The sequence below is a fragment of the Alphaproteobacteria bacterium genome, assembly GCA_017308135.1.
Lineage (GTDB): Bacteria > Pseudomonadota > Alphaproteobacteria > CACIAM-22H2 > CACIAM-22H2 > Tagaea.
On sequence record JAFKFM010000011.1, the window covers coordinates 112,660 to 132,370 of the forward strand.

General features: G+C 65.2%; 21 protein-coding genes. 12 read left to right on the forward strand and 9 right to left on the reverse strand.

Features of this window, described 5'->3' with window-relative positions:
- The first annotated feature begins 46 nt into the window (after positions 1 to 46).
- Positions 47 to 679: a sulfite exporter TauE/SafE family protein gene (locus tag J0H39_19830; GenBank protein MBN9499007.1), complete on the forward strand. Its 633-nt coding sequence runs from the start codon at positions 47 to 49 to the stop codon at positions 677 to 679.
- On the opposite strand, the gene J0H39_19835 is transcribed toward J0H39_19830, so the two are convergent.
- Positions 676 to 1,455, reverse strand: a complete 780-nt coding sequence (locus J0H39_19835) for a DUF2189 domain-containing protein (protein ID MBN9499008.1) — start codon at positions 1,453 to 1,455, stop codon at positions 676 to 678. The genes J0H39_19830 and J0H39_19835 overlap by 4 nt on opposite strands.
- Before the next feature lie 190 nt (positions 1,456 to 1,645).
- On the opposite strand from J0H39_19835, the gene ccoN reads away from it, so the two are divergent.
- The 9 genes from ccoN to J0H39_19880 are packed head-to-tail and all read left to right on the forward strand — an operon-like array spanning position 1,646 to position 10,496.
- Positions 1,646 to 3,118, forward strand: coding sequence for a cytochrome-c oxidase, cbb3-type subunit I (gene ccoN / locus J0H39_19840; GenBank protein ID MBN9499009.1), 1,473 nt, complete (start codon positions 1,646 to 1,648; stop codon positions 3,116 to 3,118).
- A gap of 15 nt (positions 3,119 to 3,133) precedes the next feature.
- Complete coding sequence (ccoO, locus tag J0H39_19845; protein ID MBN9499010.1) at positions 3,134 to 3,868, forward strand: cytochrome-c oxidase, cbb3-type subunit II; 735 nt, start codon at positions 3,134 to 3,136, stop codon at positions 3,866 to 3,868.
- 29 nt (positions 3,869 to 3,897) lie between these two features.
- On the forward strand, positions 3,898 to 4,050 hold the full coding sequence (locus tag J0H39_19850) for a cbb3-type cytochrome c oxidase subunit 3 (GenBank protein MBN9499011.1): 153 nt from the start codon (positions 3,898 to 3,900) through the stop codon (positions 4,048 to 4,050).
- A 21-nt stretch (positions 4,051 to 4,071) separates the two neighbouring features.
- Entirely contained in the window at positions 4,072 to 4,941 is an 870-nt protein-coding gene (gene ccoP, locus J0H39_19855; GenBank protein MBN9499012.1) for a cytochrome-c oxidase, cbb3-type subunit III, read from the forward strand.
- A gap of 51 nt (positions 4,942 to 4,992) precedes the next feature.
- Positions 4,993 to 6,513 carry a cytochrome c oxidase accessory protein CcoG gene (gene ccoG / locus J0H39_19860; GenBank protein ID MBN9499013.1) on the forward strand — a complete coding sequence of 507 codons (1,521 nt, stop codon included), beginning with the start codon at positions 4,993 to 4,995 and terminating at the stop codon, positions 6,511 to 6,513.
- 9 nt (positions 6,514 to 6,522) lie between these two features.
- The gene (locus tag J0H39_19865; protein MBN9499014.1) at positions 6,523 to 7,002 is read left to right on the forward strand and encodes a FixH family protein; all 480 of its coding nucleotides are present in this window, start codon (positions 6,523 to 6,525) and stop codon (positions 7,000 to 7,002) included.
- A 9-nt stretch (positions 7,003 to 7,011) separates the two neighbouring features.
- Positions 7,012 to 9,366: a cadmium-translocating P-type ATPase gene (gene cadA / locus J0H39_19870; protein MBN9499015.1), complete on the forward strand. Its 2,355-nt coding sequence runs from the start codon at positions 7,012 to 7,014 to the stop codon at positions 9,364 to 9,366.
- Entirely contained in the window at positions 9,351 to 9,503 is a 153-nt protein-coding gene (gene ccoS, locus J0H39_19875) for a cbb3-type cytochrome oxidase assembly protein CcoS (GenBank protein ID MBN9499016.1), read from the forward strand. The genes cadA and ccoS overlap by 16 nt, the downstream gene beginning before the upstream one ends.
- 42 nt (positions 9,504 to 9,545) lie before the next feature.
- Positions 9,546 to 10,496: an alpha/beta hydrolase gene (locus tag J0H39_19880; GenBank protein MBN9499017.1), complete on the forward strand. Its 951-nt coding sequence runs from the start codon at positions 9,546 to 9,548 to the stop codon at positions 10,494 to 10,496.
- Here the strand turns inward: J0H39_19880 and J0H39_19885 are convergent.
- From J0H39_19885 to J0H39_19900, 4 genes are all read right to left on the reverse strand, one after another.
- A complete protein-coding gene (locus tag J0H39_19885; protein MBN9499018.1) occupies positions 10,493 to 11,140 on the reverse strand; it encodes a DUF1109 domain-containing protein in 648 nt (215 codons plus the stop codon). The two genes, J0H39_19880 and J0H39_19885, sit on opposite strands and share 4 nt — an antisense overlap.
- Positions 11,137 to 11,691: a sigma-70 family RNA polymerase sigma factor gene (locus J0H39_19890; GenBank protein MBN9499019.1), complete on the reverse strand. Its 555-nt coding sequence runs from the start codon at positions 11,689 to 11,691 to the stop codon at positions 11,137 to 11,139. Before J0H39_19890 ends, J0H39_19885 begins: the two co-directional genes overlap by 4 nt.
- Positions 11,692 to 11,741: 50 nt before the next feature.
- Entirely contained in the window at positions 11,742 to 11,936 is a 195-nt protein-coding gene (locus tag J0H39_19895) for a hypothetical protein (GenBank protein ID MBN9499020.1), read from the reverse strand.
- A 73-nt stretch (positions 11,937 to 12,009) separates the two neighbouring features.
- On the reverse strand, positions 12,010 to 13,059 hold the full coding sequence (locus J0H39_19900; GenBank protein ID MBN9499021.1) for an aromatic ring-hydroxylating dioxygenase subunit alpha: 1,050 nt from the start codon (positions 13,057 to 13,059) through the stop codon (positions 12,010 to 12,012).
- A 64-nt stretch (positions 13,060 to 13,123) separates the two neighbouring features.
- On the opposite strand from J0H39_19900, the gene J0H39_19905 reads away from it, so the two are divergent.
- Together J0H39_19905 and J0H39_19910 are read left to right on the forward strand one after the other, a co-directional pair.
- Positions 13,124 to 13,714, forward strand: coding sequence for an NAD(P)H-dependent oxidoreductase (locus tag J0H39_19905; GenBank protein ID MBN9499022.1), 591 nt, complete (start codon positions 13,124 to 13,126; stop codon positions 13,712 to 13,714).
- Entirely contained in the window at positions 13,711 to 14,292 is a 582-nt protein-coding gene (locus J0H39_19910; protein MBN9499023.1) for an NAD(P)H-dependent oxidoreductase, read from the forward strand. The genes J0H39_19905 and J0H39_19910 overlap by 4 nt, the downstream gene beginning before the upstream one ends.
- Here J0H39_19910 and J0H39_19915 read toward each other — a convergent pair.
- From J0H39_19915 to J0H39_19930, 4 genes are read right to left on the reverse strand one after another with little or no spacing between them, the layout of a single operon-like run.
- The gene (locus J0H39_19915; protein MBN9499024.1) at positions 14,289 to 15,683 is read right to left on the reverse strand and encodes an FAD-binding oxidoreductase; all 1,395 of its coding nucleotides are present in this window, start codon (positions 15,681 to 15,683) and stop codon (positions 14,289 to 14,291) included. The two genes, J0H39_19910 and J0H39_19915, sit on opposite strands and share 4 nt — an antisense overlap.
- Complete coding sequence (locus J0H39_19920; protein ID MBN9499025.1) at positions 15,680 to 17,095, reverse strand: FAD-binding oxidoreductase; 1,416 nt, start codon at positions 17,093 to 17,095, stop codon at positions 15,680 to 15,682. Before J0H39_19920 ends, J0H39_19915 begins: the two co-directional genes overlap by 4 nt.
- Positions 17,092 to 18,447: an FAD-binding oxidoreductase gene (locus J0H39_19925; GenBank protein ID MBN9499026.1), complete on the reverse strand. Its 1,356-nt coding sequence runs from the start codon at positions 18,445 to 18,447 to the stop codon at positions 17,092 to 17,094. Before J0H39_19925 ends, J0H39_19920 begins: the two co-directional genes overlap by 4 nt.
- A complete protein-coding gene (locus J0H39_19930) occupies positions 18,447 to 19,709 on the reverse strand; it encodes a cytosine deaminase (GenBank protein MBN9499027.1) in 1,263 nt (420 codons plus the stop codon). Before J0H39_19930 ends, J0H39_19925 begins: the two co-directional genes overlap by 1 nt.
- Between the last annotated feature and the right edge of the window lie 2 nt (positions 19,710 to 19,711).

The window sequence follows — 19,711 nt, forward strand, 5'->3', positions numbered from 1 at the left end:
TCTGGCGCTCGCTTTCGCCGACGGCCCATGGGGTCTGGCGCTGGCGATGTTTCTGGCGGCGTTGGGCGGCGGCTTCGCGCATTGCGCGGCGATGTGCGGGCCGTTCGTGATGGCGCAAACGCTCGCGCGGATGGGAACGGGTCCGACGCGCCTCGCCGGGGCGGCGTTGCTGCCCTATCATTTCGGGCGCGCGATCACCTACGTTTTCCTCGGCGCCGTGCTCGGCGGGTTGGGCGGGGCGTTGGGCTCGGTGCCCGGCTTGCGCTTCGCGATGCCCGCCTTGTTGGCGGTGGCGGGCGCCTTGTTCGCGCTGCAAGCGTTGGGGCGGGCCTTTGGCGGGACGGGCGGTTTCATCGCCGCAAGCCTGGGCCGGTTCGTGCGCCCGTTGATCGAAAATCCAGGCCCCATGCGCGGTTTCGCTTTGGGCTTGGCGCTCGGCTTCTTGCCCTGCGGTTTGCTTTACGCGGCGCTGGCGGCGGCGGCGGGTGCGGGCGGGGCGGGCGAAGGGGCGCTGGCGATGGCCGCCTTCGCGCTGGGCACCATGCCCGCCTTGCTGGTGGTGGGATTCGCCGGCGCCATGGCCGCCAAACGCTGGAAAGCCACGATGGCGCAGTTCTCGCCGGCGCTAATGCTGATCAACGCCAGCTTGCTGTTTTGGATGGCGTGGCGCGCGCTTTAGTCGATCACCAGATCTTTATAGGCGTGCCAAGTGGCGTGGCCGATCAGCGGCATCGTGATCGCCAGCCCCAGGAAGAACGGCACCATCCCGAAACCGGTGAAGGCGACGATCAGCGCCGCCCACAGCGCCATCGGCTTCCAATTCGCGCGCACCGCGACCCATGACGTGGCGATCGCGACCCATACGGTACAGTCGCGCTTGTCGAGCAGCATCGGGATCGAGATCGCGGAAATCGCGAAGACCAAGGCGGCGAGGATCGCGCCCAGCGCCGTGCCCACGATCAGGAACGGCAACGCCCCGGGCGAGAACAGCGTCAGATCGATCAACTCGCGGATATTGTTGCGCGGCGCGCCGAAGAACAGCGCGAACAGCAACAACGCGAAGCGCACCCAGAACAGATTGAAGACCGCCAGCACCAAGCCGAGATAGGCGAGATGTTCGGGGTTGCGCGCCAAAGCCCCCGCCGTGGTGGCGAAATCGGGGGTTTCGCCCAATTCCAGGCGTCGGCTGGTGTCGTAGATCCCGGCGGCCAGCAGCGGTGCGACGAACAGGAAGCCCGCGGCCAAAGGCCACAAGGCGTAGATCTGGTCGAACCACCAAAGCGCCGCGACAACCGCATAACTTGCGGCAACGATCGCACCACCATAGGTCAGGCTGGTGTTTTGGGCGCGGCGGAAATCGTCCCAGCCTTTGCCAAGCCAGACCCAGGGCCGATCGACCGGCACCAGCCGGATTCGGGGCGAAGGACTGGCGAAGACGGGAATGGCTTCCGGCATGGCGTCGAGCTCCCAACGGTATTCGGACCAGCGTTAATTGGTCGCATCTTGCGGCGGTTGAGCCGCCGTTACCTTGACCTGGATCAATGTTTTCCGTCCGTCGAAGGACGATAGTCAAGCATCGGAGTCCAGCCGGGCTTTTTGGCGCCATACTCGACGCCAAGAAGACCGGACAGCAAAGGGGAGCAAAATGGCACTTGCCGCCACCGCGTCGGGCGCGCCCGCCCACGCCGCAACGGGGGCTGCGCCGGCCTATAACGACGATGTCGTTCGGGCCGCCGCGATCGCGACGATCTTTTGGGGCTGCGTCGGCTTTTTGGTCGGCGTGGTGATCGCTTCGCAGCTCGCATTCCCCGCGCTCAATCTCGGGCTCGAATGGACGAGCTTCGGCCGTCTGCGTCCGCTGCACACCTCGGCGGTGATTTTCGCCTTCGGCGGCAACGCGCTGCTCTGCGCCTCCTTCTATATCGTCCAGCGCACCTGCCGGACGGAAATGTTCATGGGCTCGGCGGGCGCCTGGTTCGTGTTCTGGGGCTATCAGCTTTTCATCGTGATGGCGGCACTCGGTTACGTGATGGGCATCACCTCGGGCAAGGAATACGCGGAGCCCGAATGGTTCGTGGACCTCTGGCTCACGATCGTCTGGGTCGTCTATCTCGTCGTCTATGCGGGCACGCTGATGAAGCGCAAGGAACCGCATATCTACGTCGCGAACTGGTTCCTGCTCGCCTTCATCATCACCATCGCGATGCTGCATATCGGCAACAACATCCAACTGCCGGTCAGCTTCCTGGGCTGGAAGAGCTACACGGTGCCGTCCGGCGTGCAGGATGCGATGATCCAGTGGTGGTACGGCCACAACGCGGTCGGCTTCTTCCTGACCGCGGGCTTCCTGGGCATGATGTACTACTTCATTCCCAAGGCCGCGAACCGCCCCGTCTATTCCTATCGCCTGTCGATCGTGCACTTCTGGGCGCTGGTCTTCCTCTATATCTGGGCGGGCCCGCACCATCTGCACTACACCGCGCTGCCCGATTGGGCGCAGACGCTGGGTATGACCTTCTCCATCATGCTGTGGATGCCGTCCTGGGGCGGCATGATCAACGGCCTGATGACGCTGTCGGGCGCGTGGGACAAGCTGCGCACCGATGCGTCGTTGCGCTTCTCGGTCACCGCCGTCGCCTTCTACGGCATGTCGACCTTCGAAGGGCCGATGATGTCGATCAAGGCGGTCAATGCGCTGTCGCACTACACCGACTGGACTATCGGCCACGTGCATTCGGGCGCGATGGGCTGGGTCGGCTTCGTCAGCTTCGGCATGCTCTACTATCTGGTGCCGGTGCTGTGGGGCCGCGCGCTCTATTCGACCCGTCTGGTCGCGTGGCATTTCTGGATCGCGACGTTGGGCATCGTGCTCTACATCACCGCGATGTGGGTGTCGGGCATCATGCAAGGCCTGATGTGGCGCGCCTATGACGAGTACGGCTTCCTGCAATACTCGTTCGTCGAAACGGTCGCCGCGATGCATCCGTTCTACGTGATCCGCGCTTTGGGCGGGGTGCTCTACCTCGCGGGCGCGCTGATCATGGCCTACAACTTCTACAAAACCATCACGGCCGGCGCGCCGGTACGCGTCAGCGTGCCGCAAGCGGCCGCGGCCTGAGGGGGAGGGCGAAACATGGCCTTCAAGTTCAGTCACGCGATCTTCGAAAAGAACGTCGTCATCCTGGCCGTCGCCACGCTGATCACGGTCGCCATCGGCGGCTTGGTTCAGATCGTGCCGCTGTTCGCCAACGAACAGGTCATCGAGCGCGTGGAAGGGGTGCGCCCCTACACGCCGCTCGAACTCGCCGGGCGCAACATCTACATCCGCGAGGGTTGCTATAATTGCCATAGCCAGATGATCCGTCCGTTCCGCGACGAGATCGAACGCTACGGCCATTACAGCCTCGCGGCCGAGTCGATGTACGACCATCCCTTCCAATGGGGATCGAAGCGCACGGGCCCCGATCTCGCGCGCGTCGGCGGCAAGTATTCCGACGATTGGCACGTCGCCCACCTGATCGATCCGCGCGCCGTGGTGCCGGAATCAATCATGCCGGGCTACGCGTTCATGGCGACGCGGCCCTTGGCGTATGGCGACATCGCCGAACACTTGAAAACGCTGCGCATCATTGGCGTGCCCTACACGCAAGCGCAGATCGACAACGCCAAGGCCGATCTGGAAGCGCAACAGAACCCCGACGCCGACGGTGCGGCGGATATCGTCAAGCGCTATCCCAAGACGATCGTTTCCACCTTCGGCGGCGACCCCGCCAAGGTCACCGAGATGGACGCGATGGTCGCCTATCTGCAGATGCTCGGCACGCTGGTCGACTTCAAGTCGGTCCGCCCCGAACAGCTGACGCAGTAAGGGGGCGCGCCGCCATGGATAAACAGGAAATGATGAGTCTGATCGGCAGCGTCCAGATGGTCTGGCTGGTCGTGTTCTTCGCGGGGCTTATCGCGTGGGCCTTCTGGCCTTCGCGCCGCGCGGAAATGGACCGCAATTCGCGCATTCCGCTGCGCGACGACAACGACGCCAACGGCCGCTGAACGGGATCCGGGAGCAAATCGATGCCCACCAAGATCGAGAAAGACGAAATCACCGGCACCGAGACCACCGGCCACGAATGGGACGGGATCAAGGAGCTGAACACCCCGCTGCCGAAATGGTGGCTGTGGACCTTCTACGCGACGATCATCTGGTCGATCGGGTACTTCATCGTGTATCCCGCGTGGCCGACGCTGTCGGGCAACACGAAGGGTATGCTGGGCTGGACGCAGCGCATCGAGATCGCGCAGCGTCTGGAGGAAGCCAAGACGGCGCGGGCCCCGTTCGTGGGCCGGATCGAGAAAGCCTCGCTCGACCAGATCCGCAGCTCGCCCGATCTCTTGAACTTCGCCATGGCCGGCGGGCGTTCGGTCTTCGCCGAAAACTGCGTGCCCTGCCACGGCGCGGGCGGTTCGGGCGCCAAGGGCTATCCCAACCTCGCCGACGATTCCTGGGTTTGGGGCGGCGCGCTCGACGACATCCACACCACGATCGCCTACGGCATCCGCAACGCCAACACGCAATCGCGCGTCAGCCAGATGCCGCGCTTCGGCGCCGACGGCGTGCTGAACGCGAAGCAGATCGACGACGTCGCCGAATACGTGTTGTCGCTGTCCAAGCGTTCGACGAACGCCGACGCGGTCAAGCGTGGCGAGACGGTGTTCTCGGAAAACTGCGTCGCCTGCCACCAGGAAGGCGGCGTGGGTTCGACCGATCTGGGGGCCCCCAATCTTGCGGCGAATATCTGGATCTATGGCGGCGACAAAGCCACGATCGTAGAATCCGTGCGCAACTCCCGTGCCGGGTCGATGCCGGCTTGGACCGGGCGTCTGGACGACGCCACGATCAAGATGCTCGCCGTCTACGTTCACGCGCTGGGCGGCGGCAAGTAAGCCGCCGTCCCAGGCATCCTCGCTCGAAGCGGAGGAAGGCAAGGCTCGATCATGGACGGCACGTCTCCCCCCGATGCCGATGCGTCCGCCAACAAGGCGGGGCATGTCGCGGTCGAAGATGCGGTTTCGACGAAGGTTCAAAAAGCGGCCGCGCCGCTTTACGTCAGCCGCATCAAGGTGCATCCGAAGGATGTGAAGGGCCTCTACCGCCGCATCAAATGGGCGGTCTTGGCCCTTTGCCTCGCGGTCTATTACCTGGCGCCGTTTCTGCGCTGGGATCGCGGGCCCACGGCGCCCGATCAGGCGATCCTGATCGATCTGCCGGGGCGCAAAGCCTATTTCTTCATGATCGAGATCTGGCCGCAGGAAGTCTATTTCCTGACCGGCCTGCTGATTCTGGCGGCGATCACGCTGTTTCTGGTGACGTCGCTGTTCGGCCGTTTGTGGTGCGGCTATGCCTGCCCGCAAACCGTGTGGACCGATTTGTTCATGTGGGTCGAACGCAAGATCGAAGGCGACCGCAACGCGCGCATCAAGCTCGACGCCGCCCCCTATACGGCCGAAAAGATCGTCAAGCGCACGCTCAAGCACGCCGCGTGGATCGGCATCGCGCTGGCGACCGGCGGCGCCTGGATCCTCTATTTCGACGATGCGCCGACCGTGGTCCGCGACGTCTTCACCGGCAACGCGACGCTCACCCAGTATTTTTTCATCGGGATGTTCACGGCCACGACCTATACGCTCGCCGGATGGGCGCGCGAACAGGTCTGCACCTATATGTGCCCGTGGCCGCGCTTCCAGGGCGCAATGCTCGACGACCAAAGCTATGTCGTCACGTACGAGGATTGGCGCGGGGAAAAGCGCGGCAAGCTCGCCAAGGCCGCACCGGGCGTCGACCCGTGGGCCGGACGCGGCGATTGCGTCGATTGCAATTCCTGCGTCGCCGTCTGCCCGACGGGCATCGATATCCGCGACGGCCAGCAGCTCGAATGCATCGGCTGCGGGCTTTGCATCGACGCGTGCGACGCGGTGATGGACAAGGTCGGCCGCCCGCGCGGGTTGATCCGCTTCGACACGCTGGCGAACCAAGCCTGCCGCGCCAAGGGCGAGCCGGCGACGCATAAATTCGTCCGCCCGCGCACGCTGATCTATGCGGGCGTGCTCGCGTTCGTCGGCGCCGTCATGCTCGTGGCGCTGTTGTCGCGCGCCACGGTGGAGCTCAACGTGCTGCGCGACCGCGCACCGCTTTTCGTCACGTTGTCGGACGGCAATATCCGCAACGCCTATACGATCCATGTGCTGAACAAGACGCACGCGCCGCGCGACTTCACGCTCGCCGTGTCGGGTCTGCAAGGGGCCGTGCTCGGCGTGGCGGGATCGGACGTGGCGGCCGCACCCGTCGTAACCTTGGCCGCCAAGCCCGATTCGGTCGCGACCTATCGCGTGTTCGTGACCGTGCCGTCGCAAAGCGTGCGCGGCAAGGCGTCGTCGCCCGTGCGTTTCGATCTGAAGCCCCGCGAAGGGCGGGGCCATGCGGATTACGATTCCGTCTTCCTCGCCCCCGGACGGTAGGAGAGCATTATGAACGTCGCCGGTTTCCGCCTGTCGCCCGAACGTCATTTGTGGCTGGTCTATCCGCTCGCCTTCGTCGCGGTGCTGATCGCCAACGGGGCGCTCGTCTATTTCGCGCTGTCGTCGTGGCCGGGCCTCGCCTACGACAACGCCTATGAGCGCGGACGCAAATACAATCAGGTGCTGCGCGAGGAAGACCGCGAAAACGCGCTCGGCTGGAAGATGGACATCCATCGCGACGGCGACATGGTCACCGTGCGCGCGCAGGATGCGGCCGCGAAGCCGCTGTCGGATCTCGACGTGACGGCGATTCTCGTGCGCCCGGTTGGCGGCACGCCGAACCGGACCTATAAATTCCGCTCGGTGGCGCCGGGGACCTATACGGGTGACATCGAATTGCCGATGCCGGGCCAATGGGAATTGCGCGTCGTCGCCGAAGGCACGCAAGGCGGGCGCGCCCACGAATTCGTGCGCTTCTTCGTGCGCTGAGGCTTTTGGATGGCCCCCCTCGACGATCTTGCGACACGCGCCGACGCCGCAGCTTGCGTGCATTGCGCCGCACCGGTCGCACCGGGCACGCGGTTTTGTTGCACGGGCTGCGAGGGTGCTTACGAAGCGGTGAAGGGCCTGGGCCTTGACGCGTTCTACGCGCGGCGCACGGCGCCCAGCGCGAAGCCGCAGGACGACGGGGTCATCCAGGATTACGCGTCGCGCGTGAACGTGTCGCCCGAAGGGGTGGCGACGCTGCATTTGATGGTCGAAGGCATCACCTGTGCGGCCTGCGTTTGGCTCATCGAAAGCGTCTATGCGCGCGAGCCGGACGTGCTCGACGCGCGGGTCAATCTGTCGACCGGGCGGCTCGTCCTCAAATGGAAGGGCGATGCGGCGCGCGCCGATGCGCTGGTCGCGGTTGCGGCCAAGCTCGGCTTCCGCTTCGTGCCCTTCGATCCTTCTTGCCTGACGCGCGCGGGCGACGCGGAAGAACGCGATCTGCTGCGCGCGACCGGTGTCGCGGGCTTCGCCGCCGGCAACGTGATGATGCTGTCGCTGGCCGTCTGGGTCGGCAGCGATATGGGCCCGGCGACCAAGGATCTGCTGCATTGGGTGTCGGCGCTGATCGGCTTGCCCTGTATCTTCTATGCGGGACTGCCGTTCTATCGCTCGGCCATCGGGGCGCTACGCGGCGGCCGCGTCAATATGGACGTGCCCATCGCCGTGGGCATCACCATGACGGCGGCGATGAGCCTCTCCGAGACCATTCGCTCGGGCCCCTACGCCTATTTCGACGCGGCGCTGACGCTGCTGTTCTTCCTGCTGGCGGGCCGCTATCTCGACCGGCGCGCGCGCGGCAAGGCGCGCGAAACGGCCGAACATCTGCTGGCCTTGCGCGCGGCCCCGGTCACGGTGATCGATCCGGAAGGGCGTGCGCGCGCCATTCCGGTCGACGCGGTGAAGGCCGGGGATTTCGTCCAGGTCGCGGCGGGCGAGCGTATCGGCGTGGACGGCGAAATCCTGTCCGGCGTCACCGATCTCGACACCAGCCTCGTCACCGGCGAATCGCTGCCGCGCGGCGCCAAGCCCGGCGACCCGGTATTCGCCGGCATGATCAATCTGGGCGCGCCCTTGCGTTTGCGCGCGACCGCGACGGGCGAGAACACGCTGCTCGCCGAGATCGTCCGTTTGGTCGAAGCGGCCGAAGGCGGGCGCTCGCGCTTCGTCGCGATCTCCGAACGCGTCACGCGGCTCTATGCGCCTGTCGTGCATATCACCGCGCTGGCGACGTTCCTGGGCTGGTATTTCCTGATCGGTGTGGATTGGCAGGTGGCGATGCTCTACGCCGTCGCCACGTTGATCATCACCTGTCCCTGCGCGCTGGGCTTGGCCGTGCCGTCGGTGCAGGTCGTCGCCTCGGGCCGCTTGCTGAAAAGCGGCGTGCTGCTGAAAAACGCGACGGCGCTCGAACGCCTCGCCCAGATCGACACGATCGTGTTCGACAAGACCGGCACGCTGACCCAAGGCCGCCCGGTCCTGGCCGACGATCCGGCGCGCGCGAAGGACGATCACCGTTTCGCCGCGTCGATGGCCGCCGCCTCGCGCCATCCCTTGTCGCGCGCTTTGGCCGCGACGATCCGCGATGTATCGGTTGCCGTCGGCGTCGTCGAACATCCCGGCCAGGGTCTGACGCTGGGCCAAGCGAAGCTTGGCAGCCGCGCTTTCGTGCGCGTGGACGATGTGCTGGCGGGCCCCGCGACAGGACCCGAGCTATGGCTCGATCGCGGCGACGGGCGCAAGATCCGCTTCGCCTTCGAAGATGCGCCCCGCGACGACGCGGCCGAGACGATCGCGCGTCTGATGCGCGAGGGCTACGCGGTCGAACTGCTATCGGGCGATCGGCGCGAGACCGTGCGCGATGTCGCGGCGATGCTGGGGATTTCCGAGTGGCGGGCGGAAGCCAATCCGGCGGCGAAGGCGGCGCGGCTTGCCGAACTCGCCGCGTCGGGCCGCAACGTTCTGATGGTCGGCGACGGGCTCAACGACGCGCCCGCCTTGGCCGCCGCACACGCATCCTTGTCGCCCGCGACGGGGGCGGATGTGGCGCAAGTCGCGGCCGACGCGGTGTTCCAAGGGGCCGGGTTGTCGGCGGTGGGCGAATTGCTCGATGTCGCGCGCCGGGCGCGCGAACTCGTGCGCCATAACATCGCGGCGTCGATCGTCTATAATGCGCTGGCCGTACCCGCCGCCGTGCTCGGCTATGTCACGCCGCCGCTCGCGGCGTTCCTGATGTCGTCGTCGTCGATCTACGTCGTCGTCAACGCTTTGCGCCTGGGAAGAACGCGATGGACACGCTCCTGATCCTCATCCCCGTGGCGCTGGTCGCGTCGCTGCTGGCGCTGGTCGCGTTCCTGTGGTCGTTGCGCTCGGGCCAGTACGAGGATCTCGACGGGGCCGCATCGCGCATCCTGTTCGACGACGAAAAACCGAAACGCTGAGGCGCTTGCGGGGCGCCGCGCGCCGGGGCATGGTTCCGCCCCATGTCCCACGATCTCGATCCCGAAATCGCCGCCGTCCTCGCCGAAACCGTCCAGCGTTTCGGCCCGGCCCCCAATCATCTGCCCGGCAATCCGGTCGCCGCACGCCAGGATGTCGAGCTGCGCCGCGCCTTCGTCAATCTCGGCGGGCCGCAGATGCGCGAAAAGCGCGATTTGACGATCGATCTTGCCGGCCGTTCGATCCCGGCACGCTTCTTCGTGCCGGAGGGCGAGATGCGCGGCCTGCTCGTGTGGTTCCACGGCGGCGGCTGGGTGCAAGGCTCGATCGACACGCATGACCGTCTGTGCCGCGCGCTGGCGGCCGGGGCGGGCACGCGCGTTTTGTCTGTGGGCTATCGCAAGGCGCCGGAATTTCCGTTCCCGGTGCCGCTCGACGATTGTTTCGACGCCTTCGTTTGGGCGCGCAAAAACGCCGAAACGCTGGGCGCCACGCCGGACAAGCTCGCGGTCGGCGGCGATTCCGCCGGCGGCAATCTCGCCTTCGGCGTCTCGGTGCGCTTGGCCGCACAAGGTCTGGCGGTCCCGGCCGCGCATATCGGCGTCTACGGTGTCTATGATTGCGATCTCGATACGCAATCCTATCTCGCCCCGTTCGGCGATGGACGCTTCGGGCTTAGCCGCGCGGCGATGGCGATGTATTGGGACATGTATTGCCCCGACGCGAAGCGCCGTGAACATCCGGAAGCCTCGCCTTTGCGCGCATCCGACATGACGATCTTCAAGCGGCCTTACATCATGGCCGCGGGTCTCGATCCCTTACGCGACGACAGCCGCCGGATGCGCGACAAGCTGGTCGAAGCGGGCGTCGATACGGTCTATGTCGAATTCCCGCGCGCCAATCACGCTTTCGTGCATCTGGGCGCATTCGCCGCCGTGTCGCGCGAAACGGTCGCGCAGATGTCCGCGCATCTGGCGCGCGCGTTTTCGGTTTAGACGGGCAGGCGTAGGGCGCTTTTGCCGATGACGGCGCCGATGGCGGCGACCGCGGCCACGGCCGTGCCGTGCCACAGCAGGATCATCGTCGCGGTATCGAGGCTGTGGAACGTCTCCAGCGTCGCCGACGCGAAGGCGGAAACGGCCAATGCCGCCCAAGCGCCCGTCGCGACGGGGGCGAGCGGGGCGGCCTTGCGCAGCATCCAGCCGAGCACGAGGCCGAGGGGTATGCTCGTTTGCAGGATGACCTGCACGCAATGCCAACTCGTGCCGATATGCGAATAACCGTAGGCGACGAGTTCGCCAAGGCATCCCGCACCCAGCGTGCCGAGCCACACGGCAAGCGGCGGGATCGGCAGCAGGAAAAGCCAGCGCGGCGCGCCGGGCACGGACAAATGGAACACCGCGACGGTGGCGAGGATGCCGGTCAATACCGAGGCGAGCCACGGCACCATGAAAACGGGCTGGTTCAGGCGCGCGAGGAACATCTCGCTCGGCCCGTAGTAAAGCGCGATCGCCAGCAGGCAGGGCGCCGCGAAGGCGAGGTAGCGCAGCGCGCGGCTAATGGGGCCGGCGAGCGGCTTCACGGGCCGCACTTCGGCACTTAAGGCGCCGATCAGATTTTCGGTTTCGCGCGTCGTCATGTGGTTTCCTTCTTCCACATCTTGCGCAGATTCGCCAAGGCGCGATGCGTGGCGACCTTCAGCGCGGTGATCGACTGGCCCGATTGGGCGGCGGCCTCGGCCAGCGACATTTCCTTCAGCTTCAACATCTCCACCGCCTGGCGCTGACCGGGAGGCAATTTGGCGACCCAGCGCCGCACCGTCTCGCTTGAATCACCGCGATCCAGTTCCCGGTTCGATTCGGGATCGGCGAAGGTTTCGGCCGCATGGTCGGGCATCGCGACTTCGTTGCGCGAAATCCCGGTTCGCCGGCGGCGCCAATCGACCGCGCGCCGTCGCGCGATCGCGGTCAGCCACGGCCGCACGGGGCGGGCGGGGTCGTAGGTGTGGCGGATGGCGTGGATGGTGATCAGCGCTTCCTGCACCACGTCCTCGATCGCGTCGGCGGGAATGCCGGTGCGCGCGACGATGGCGCGTAAGAATCCTGCACTCTCGCCCAGGAAACGGCGATAGGCGGCTTCGTCGCCCTGTTGGGCGCGGGCGAGCAAATCGGGCCAGTCGTCGTCGCGCATGGGCTCGACGATGGCACGGCCCTGGGGGGCGACGCCACAGATCGCGGCGCTCACGCCCCCAGATTGATCGTCCGGCCGCGATCGCCGAAGCTCAACGGCGCGTTGCCGGACGCGAAATCCGCCAGCAGTCGCGTCACGTCGAGCGCCGGGTTGCGGTCCAACGCGCTCGAATCGCCCGGGGCGGCCTTTTTGGCGCGCTCGACATCGGTACAATTCTGACACGGTATCCCATTCACGATTTCCATGCGGATTCTCCGCCGTTGCGTCGTGAACAAGTTCGGCCCTGCCGCCCGGCGGGTTACCCGCCGGGGGGAAGATTTATTCGGCGGCCTGACGCGGCGTTTCGGGCTTGGTCGCCGTGCGGATTTCCTTTTCGCCCGCTTCCGCCAGCAGCGAAATGAAGCGCCGGCGCATCAACATGCCGGGTTTATCGGACGGCATGTGGAATTCCTCGCCCGAGGTCGCTTCCAGCGGCACGTCGAATTCCGTCGCTTCCAGGATTTCGCGGTCCTCGCCGGTGACCTGCCGGTCGAAGGCGACGACGCTGGCGGCCGGCGTTTCGGCCTCGCTATCGTTGCGATAGACGAACTGGACAAGCTGGCTGCGCGTATCGTCGATCGGCGTCGCCCCGGTCTGGATGCAATGCACCAGACCGTTGGGATAGCGGATACGCAATTGCCGGAAGAACGGCATGAACCAGGTGCGCGTGTTGTCGCGCGTGGTCATGCCTTCTTCGATGCCGAGATTCTTCTTCTGCAAATCCGGGTTTTGCACGCGCACGATGGAATGCGTGCGGAAGCCCCAGGGGAATTCCTCGTAGGTCATTTCCGACGGCGTCGGGTCGGGATCGCCGAAGCTCGATTTATGCACATAGGTGAAATGCGCGTTGTCGAACGCGTTCTCCAGCACGCGCAGCGCGTTCACGTTCCACGGCTCGTAGAATTCCGGGATGCGGCGAAAGCTCGGGTCCGACGCTTCGGGAATTTCGGGGATGTCGAACATCGGGTCTTCCAACGCCACCCAGACGAAGCCGTAGCGTTCCTTGGCGCGATAGGCGTCGATCTTGAATTTGGGCGTGCGGCTCGCATCCTTCCATTGCGGGATGCGCGTGCACTGGCCGGACGCGTCGAACTCCCAACCGTGATAGCCGCAGGCGATCTTGCCGTCGCTGGTGCAAAATCCTTTCGACAATTTCGCCGTGCGATGACAGCAGCGATCGATCGCCGCCGCCGGCTTGCCGTCCGAATCCTTCCACAGGACGATCGCCTGGCCCAGCAGCGTGAAGGGGACCGGCTTATCGCCCAGTTTGTCCATCGGCAGGACGGGGTACCAGAAACGGCGCAGAATCTTCTGTTGGGTGACAAGCATGGTTCGCTCTCCCGGGATCGGTCCGATGCTTGCAAACCGCTTGCCGCTCGGGCAAGGGGGAATGATGAAAATTCTGCTGATTTCAGCCCATCCGGTCGAAACCTCGTTCAATGCGGCGATCCAGAAAACCGCCCTCGCGGCCTTGCGCCGGGCGGGCCACACGGTCGACCATCTCGACCTCTATGCCGAGAATTTCAACCCGGTGCTGAGCCGCGAGGAACGCCTGGGCTACCACGAAATCCCCGCCAACCGCGGGCCCGTCCAGCCTTACGTCGATCGGTTGATGGCGGCCGAGGGCATCGTGTTCGTGTTCCCGACCTGGTGCTACGGTCTGCCCGCGATTTTGAAGGGCTGGTTCGACCGCGTGCTGCTGCCCGGCGTGTCGTTCAATCTGGGCGCGGACGGGATCGCCCGGCCGGCGCTGACGCATATCAAGCGCGTGATCGGCATTTCGACCTACGGAAGGCCGTGGTGGGTCGCGACCTTCCTGGTCGGCAATCCGCCCAAGAAGCAGATCATGCGCTATTTCCGCCTGCTGACGGCGGGGCGCGCGAAAATGAACTGGCTGGCGCATTACGACATGAATCGCGCGACGGATAAAACGCGCGGCGATTTTCTGGCGAAAATCGACCGCACACTGGGCGGTGTGCGATGAAGTTTCTGCTCGTCTACGCCCACCCGCGCGACGACTCCTTCTGCCACGCTCTGAAGGAAAAAGTGACCGCGACGCTCGCAAAAAGCGGACACGACGTGGACGTGCTCGACCTCTACGCCGAGGGCTTCCGGCCCGACATGTCCGCCGAAGAACGCGGCCGCTACAACTACGAAAAGACGAATCTCGAAGGGATCGAGACCTATGTCGGCCGCCTCACCGCGGCCGACGGGCTCGTCTTCGTCTATCCGACCTGGTGGTACGGCCTGCCCGCGATGCTGAAGGGCTGGTTCGACCGCGTCTGGGCGCCGGGTGTGGCGTTCGAGATCAATGGCGGCGTCATCAAGCCGCTACTCAAGCGCGTCAAATCCATCCATGTCGTCACGACGATGGGGGCCCCCTGGTGGTTCGCCTGGCTCATGGGCCATCCGGGCCGCATGTTCCTGCGTCTGGGCGTCAAAAGCATGTGCGGGCGCAGCTGCCGCTTCGTGTGGCGCGCGCATGACCGCATGGATTCCTCGACGCCGGAAAGCCGGGCCGCGTTCCTGGCCGAAGTCGAAAAGACCTTCGCGCGCGTTTAGACCCAGCCGGTCGTTTCGAGATCGGCGGCCGCACCGGCCCCCAGCGGCTTCAGCGCCGGGCCGCCCTGCCAGCCCGCCATCTTGCCGGGATTGGCGAGGCCGTAGGGATCGTGACGCTTGCGGAATTCGAACTGCGCGTCGTCGATCTTCTTCATGCCGCCGTTCTGCAACAGCCATGTATGCGCGTTGGCGATGCGAATGCCCAAGGCTTCATGCGCCTTCACCAAGCGGTCGAGCTGGTCGCGCCCGGTATAGCGGAATACCGGAATGCCCTGCACGGTGACGCGCCCGTCGAAGCGCACGCATTCATAGTGATGCATCATCTCGCCGCCGGTCGCGCTTTCGAGTTTCGCGACGATATCGAGCGTGCCGTTCGCCGGCAGCATCGATTGCAGATAGGTGACCGACTTGTCGGCGCGCAACGCATGCAGCGTCGTATGCCCCCAGGAATATTCGTAAAGCGGAGGTTCTCCCGGCGATTCGTCCGCCTGGCGATCCAGCGTGATCGCGGCGCCATGTTCGGCCGCCAAAGCCTGCACGCCCAGATGCGAGTATTCGGCGACGATCGCCAGGACGAGCCATTTGCCGGCCGGGCAGAATTCGCGGATCGGCTTGAAGTTCTTGGCGAGATCGGGATGCGCGATCGTCGCAAGCTTCTTCACCAGCCCGTCGGATGCCGCCAGCGCCAAGCCGAAGCGCGTCGCGGCGAGCGTATCGGGGAAGGCGAAGATCATCTCGCGCCAGGGCACGGCTTGCGTCGTCGCCATATCGACCGACAGGATCAGACCGTTGGTGCCGTAGGCATGCATCGCCTGCTGCACCTCGTCGCCTTCCAGATCGACGATGGTCGGTTCGTCGGACAATGTCACGACGCGCAAACCCGCCACGTTGCCGCGATCGCGCAGCATGCCGTATTGGATCGAGCCGATGCCGCCCGACCCACCGGCGACATAGCCGCCCAACGTCGCCGTGCGCGCGGTGGAGGGATGCAAACGAAGCTCGACGCCATGCGCATCGCGCAACTGGTTGTCGAGCGAGGCGATGCGCGTGCCCGCGAGGGCGCGCACGCGGCCGGGGGCGACGAATTTGAGGCCCTCGACGCGGCTGAAATCGACAAGCGCGCCGCCCGCCAACGGAATCGCTTGGCCGTAATTCCCCGTACCGCCGCCGCGCGGCGTGACCGGCGTTTTGGTCGCGACGGCGGCGCGCGCGATGGTCAGCACGTCCGCTTCGTCGCGGGGCACGACGATCAGATCGGCCTCCAACGCGCCAAGCTCTTCGCGCAGGATCGGCGAGAACCAATAGAAATCGCGGCTTTTGATTTTCAGCGCCACCGGGTCGTCGACGACGGGAATGTCGCCGAGCAATTCCCGGAAGCGGTCGAGATTCACAGGCTGGCCTCGGCCCATTTGGAGCGTGTGGGCGTGCGCTCGTCCCAGGCGCGCATCTTGCCGACATTCAACAGGCCGTTCGGATCGGCCATTTTCTTGAACTCGTATTGCGCCTCGTCGACGACCTTCATGCCGCCGTCCTCCAACAGGAAGGTGTGCGGATCGAAAATCGGGCAGCCGTTCTTTTCGTGAATCTCGATGATTTCGCGCAACCGCGCATCGGTCGTGTAGCGCACGACCTGAAGGCCGAAACACGCGACCTTGCCGCCCAAGCGCACGAATTCCAGATGCAGCGGCACTTCGTCGCCGAAGATCTTCCACATCTTCTCGACCAGGGCCACGTGATCGGGCGGCGGGAACAGCGTCTGCAAATAGGTGATCGACTTGTCGACCTTCAGCACCTGCAGCGTGGTGTGGTTCCAGGTGAATTCGTAAAGCGGCGGGATCTCGGCCTGATCCGTGCAATCGCGATCGAACACGATTTCGCCGGCGAAATCCTTCACGAGATCGGCGGTCGCGTCGCGGCTCGTCTGCGCGATCATCAAAATGACGATCGCCTGGCCGTCCTTCAGCAGGGGGCGCAGCGGCTTGAAATGCTGGGCGGCCCCCCAATCGATGGGCGAGACGAGCTTCTTGACGACACCGTCGGCCTCGCACAGTGCTTGCGCGAAGCGCGTCGCCGCCATGATGTCGGGGAAACACGCGACCTGCTCGGCCCAGGGCCAGGCGCGCGCCATCGCGACGTCGAGCTCGGTGATGATGCCGTTGGTGCCGTAGGCATGGACGACCTTCTGCACGTCGTCGCCGGTGAGTTCGACGATGCGGGGCGTTTCCTCGACCGTCACCACGCGCAAGCGGCGCACATTGCCGCGGTCGCGCAGAATGCCGTAATTGATTGAGCCGATGCCCGACGAGCCGCCGGAAATGAACCCGCCGATCGTCGCCGTGCGGCGCGTGGACGGGTGGAAGCGCAATTCCCAGCCTTGCTTCAGCGTTTCGTTTTCGAGATCGATCAGCTTCATGCCGGGCTGGACGGTCAGCACGCCCTTGTCGAGGCGCACGATCTTGTCGAGGCCCGACATATCCATGATCACGCCGCCTGCCAGCGGCATCGCTTGGCCGTAATTGCCGGTCCCGGCCCCGCGCACGGTCAGCGGAATGCGACCCTTCGCGCAGGCGGCGGCGACGGCGATCACTTCGGCTTCCGTTTTCGGCAAAACGACGATGTCGCCGAAATGCTTGCCGAGCTGCTTTTTCAGCACCGGCGAATACCAATAGAAGTCGCGGCTCTTCTGTTTGACCAGCGCCGGTTCTTCGATCGTTTCGACGCCGCCGATCGCGGCTTTGAACGAGGTCCAGTCGGTGATGGGAACGGGCGGGGCGGGCGGATCGGCCCAAAGATTCTCGCTCATGCTGACTTCCAACGACGCATTTTGCCGGGATTGAGCAGGCCGAAAGGATCGGTCCCGCGTTTGAAATCGAGATGGTGGTCTTGCGCGATCACCTTCGGGCCCTTGTCTTCGAGCACGTAGGTGTGCGGGTTGGGGATGATGCAGCCCGCCGCTTCGTGATCGCGGATGATCTCGTAAAGCCGTTCCTCCGATTTCCAGCGCACGACTTGCAACGCCGAGCAATTCACCCGGCCGAAGCGGCGCTGGAATTCGAGATGCATCATCACCTCGTCGCCGTATTTCTTGTACATCGCCTCGACGACTTCGAGATTGCGGCCGATGGGAAACACGGTTTGCAGATAGGTGACCGTCTTGTCGGTTTTCAGCGCCTGCAACGTCGTATGGTTCCAGCAATATTCGTAGATCGGCGCATCGTGGCCGTCTTCGTCGGGCGTGTCGCGCCACGCGGTCAGCGTGCCGTTATGATCTTTGATCAGCGCTTCGAACGGTTCGCGATCGCCGGCGGCGATCATCGCGAAGAACACGTGCTTGCCCTCGGGGCACTCGTCCTTCAGCCCTTTGAACAGCGATGGGATCGGCCAGGCGACGGCGGCGGCTTCCTTCTTCACGATGCCGTCGGCTTCGGCCAAGGCCTGGCCGAAGCGCGCGCTATCCATGAAGTCGTCGAACGCCACGACGGCGTCGCACCATTCCCACAGGGGGACGAGGCCGATTTCGGCTTCGAGGATCACGCCGGTCGTGCCGTAGGCATGCGTCGCCTTGGCGACGTCGCGCCCGCGCAGTTCCAGCGTGCGTGGAACCGGCTCGCAGGTCGCGACTTTCAGGCCGGGAATGCAGCCCCAATCGCGCAACTGGCCGTGCATCACGCTGCCCACGCCGGCGGCCCCGCCGGCGAGATAGCCGCCCAAGGCCGATTGACGCTTGGTGGAGGGATGCATGCGCAATTCCCAGCCCATGGGCCGCGTGCGGCGGTCGATCTCGATCAGCAGCGTGCCCGCTTCGAAACGGCCCACGCCCGGCTTGATCGAAATCGTGCGGTCGAGCTTGTCGGTCGCCAGCATCACGCCGCCATTGAGCGGCACAAGCTGGCCGTAATTGCCGGTCGCCCCGCCGCGCGGCATCACGGGGATGCGGAATTGCGCGGCCGCCCCCAGCACGCGCAACGCTTCGTCCTGATCCTTCGGGACCGCGACCAGATCGGCGGATTTGCGGTTGAGCTCGGCCTTCAGGATCGGCGAGTACCAAAAGAAATCGCGGCTTTTGAGGCGCACGATCTGCGGATCGTCGATCACCTCGACGCCGCCCAGCGCCTTGCGGAATCCCGCCAGATCGTAGCCGTGGCCGCCGTCCATCACGGCGCCCCGACGATTCCGTCGAGCTCGGCGAAATCGGGCGGCGATGTGTCGATCGCCTTGCCGTTGCGGATCACGGCGCGGTCGCTTTGCGCGCGCGACAGGAACTCCGACCAGCTGCGCGCCTTGAACACGATCAGATCGGCGGGCACGCCCTTGGCCAAACGGCCGGCTTGCGGCAAGCGCATCGTGTCGGCCGGGTTCTTGGTCGCGGCCAGCGCCCAGCCGTCCAGCGGATGGTCGAGCTGCAGGATGCGCACGGCCTGGACGAAGGTCTCGGCCATGTCGTGATCGCCATAGGCGTAAAACGGGTCGCGGACGTTATCGCCGCCGACGGCGACGTTCATGCCCGCCGCGCGCATTTCGTGCAGCACGGTCACGCCGCGCCAGCGCGGCGTGCGGCCGGCCTTGCGGCCTTGCAGATACATATTGCACATCGGCAGCGAGACGACGGCGATGCCCGCATCGGCGCAGAGTTTCACCGTTTCGGCGATCGCGTCTTCCTCCTGCAAGGACAGCGAGCAGCAATGCCCGCATTGGATCTTGCCCTTGAATTTGCGCTTCAGCGCGATCTTGGCGATGCGGATCAGCGTGCGCGCCGTGGTGTCGTCGGTTTCGTCGACATGCAGGTCGAGATCGAGGCCGCGCTCCTCGGCCAGGATGAAGACCTTCTCCATCAATTCGTCGAAACCGGCGGGTACGCCGGCATGGTCTTCGCCCGCCATGCGCGTGACGCAGCCGAGCAAGCCGTTATGCTTGGCGACGAGATCGGCGAGCTGCTTGCCGCCGTCGGTCGCGAACAGATCCATCGACACGATGGACGCGGCTTGCAGCGTGACCTTGCCGGCCCATTTGTCGCGCAGTTTCGCGAAGACGGGCCACGAGATTTCGGCCTGCGGCGGGAAACTGTCGAGATGGGTGCGGATCGCCGACACGCCGCGCGCATAGGCGGTCTTCACGCCGAACTCGAAGCGCGCTTCGACGTCGGCCGCGTTCCAATGCGCCTTGCGGTCCTCCATCGTCCCGGTCAACGCGCCGAAGAACGTGCCGTCCACGTTCGGGTTGCGCGGCCAGATATGCCCCTTGTCGAGATGGGTGTGCACGTCGACCGGGCAGGGCCAAACCATGGCCCCCTTCAAATCGGGGCCGATATCGATGGGGGCCGCCCCCGCAATCAGGATATCGGCGATCTTGCCTTTTTCGACCACGATGTCGCGCTTGGCGAGATTGCCGTCTTCGAGCAAAGCGCTGACATTGCGCAGCG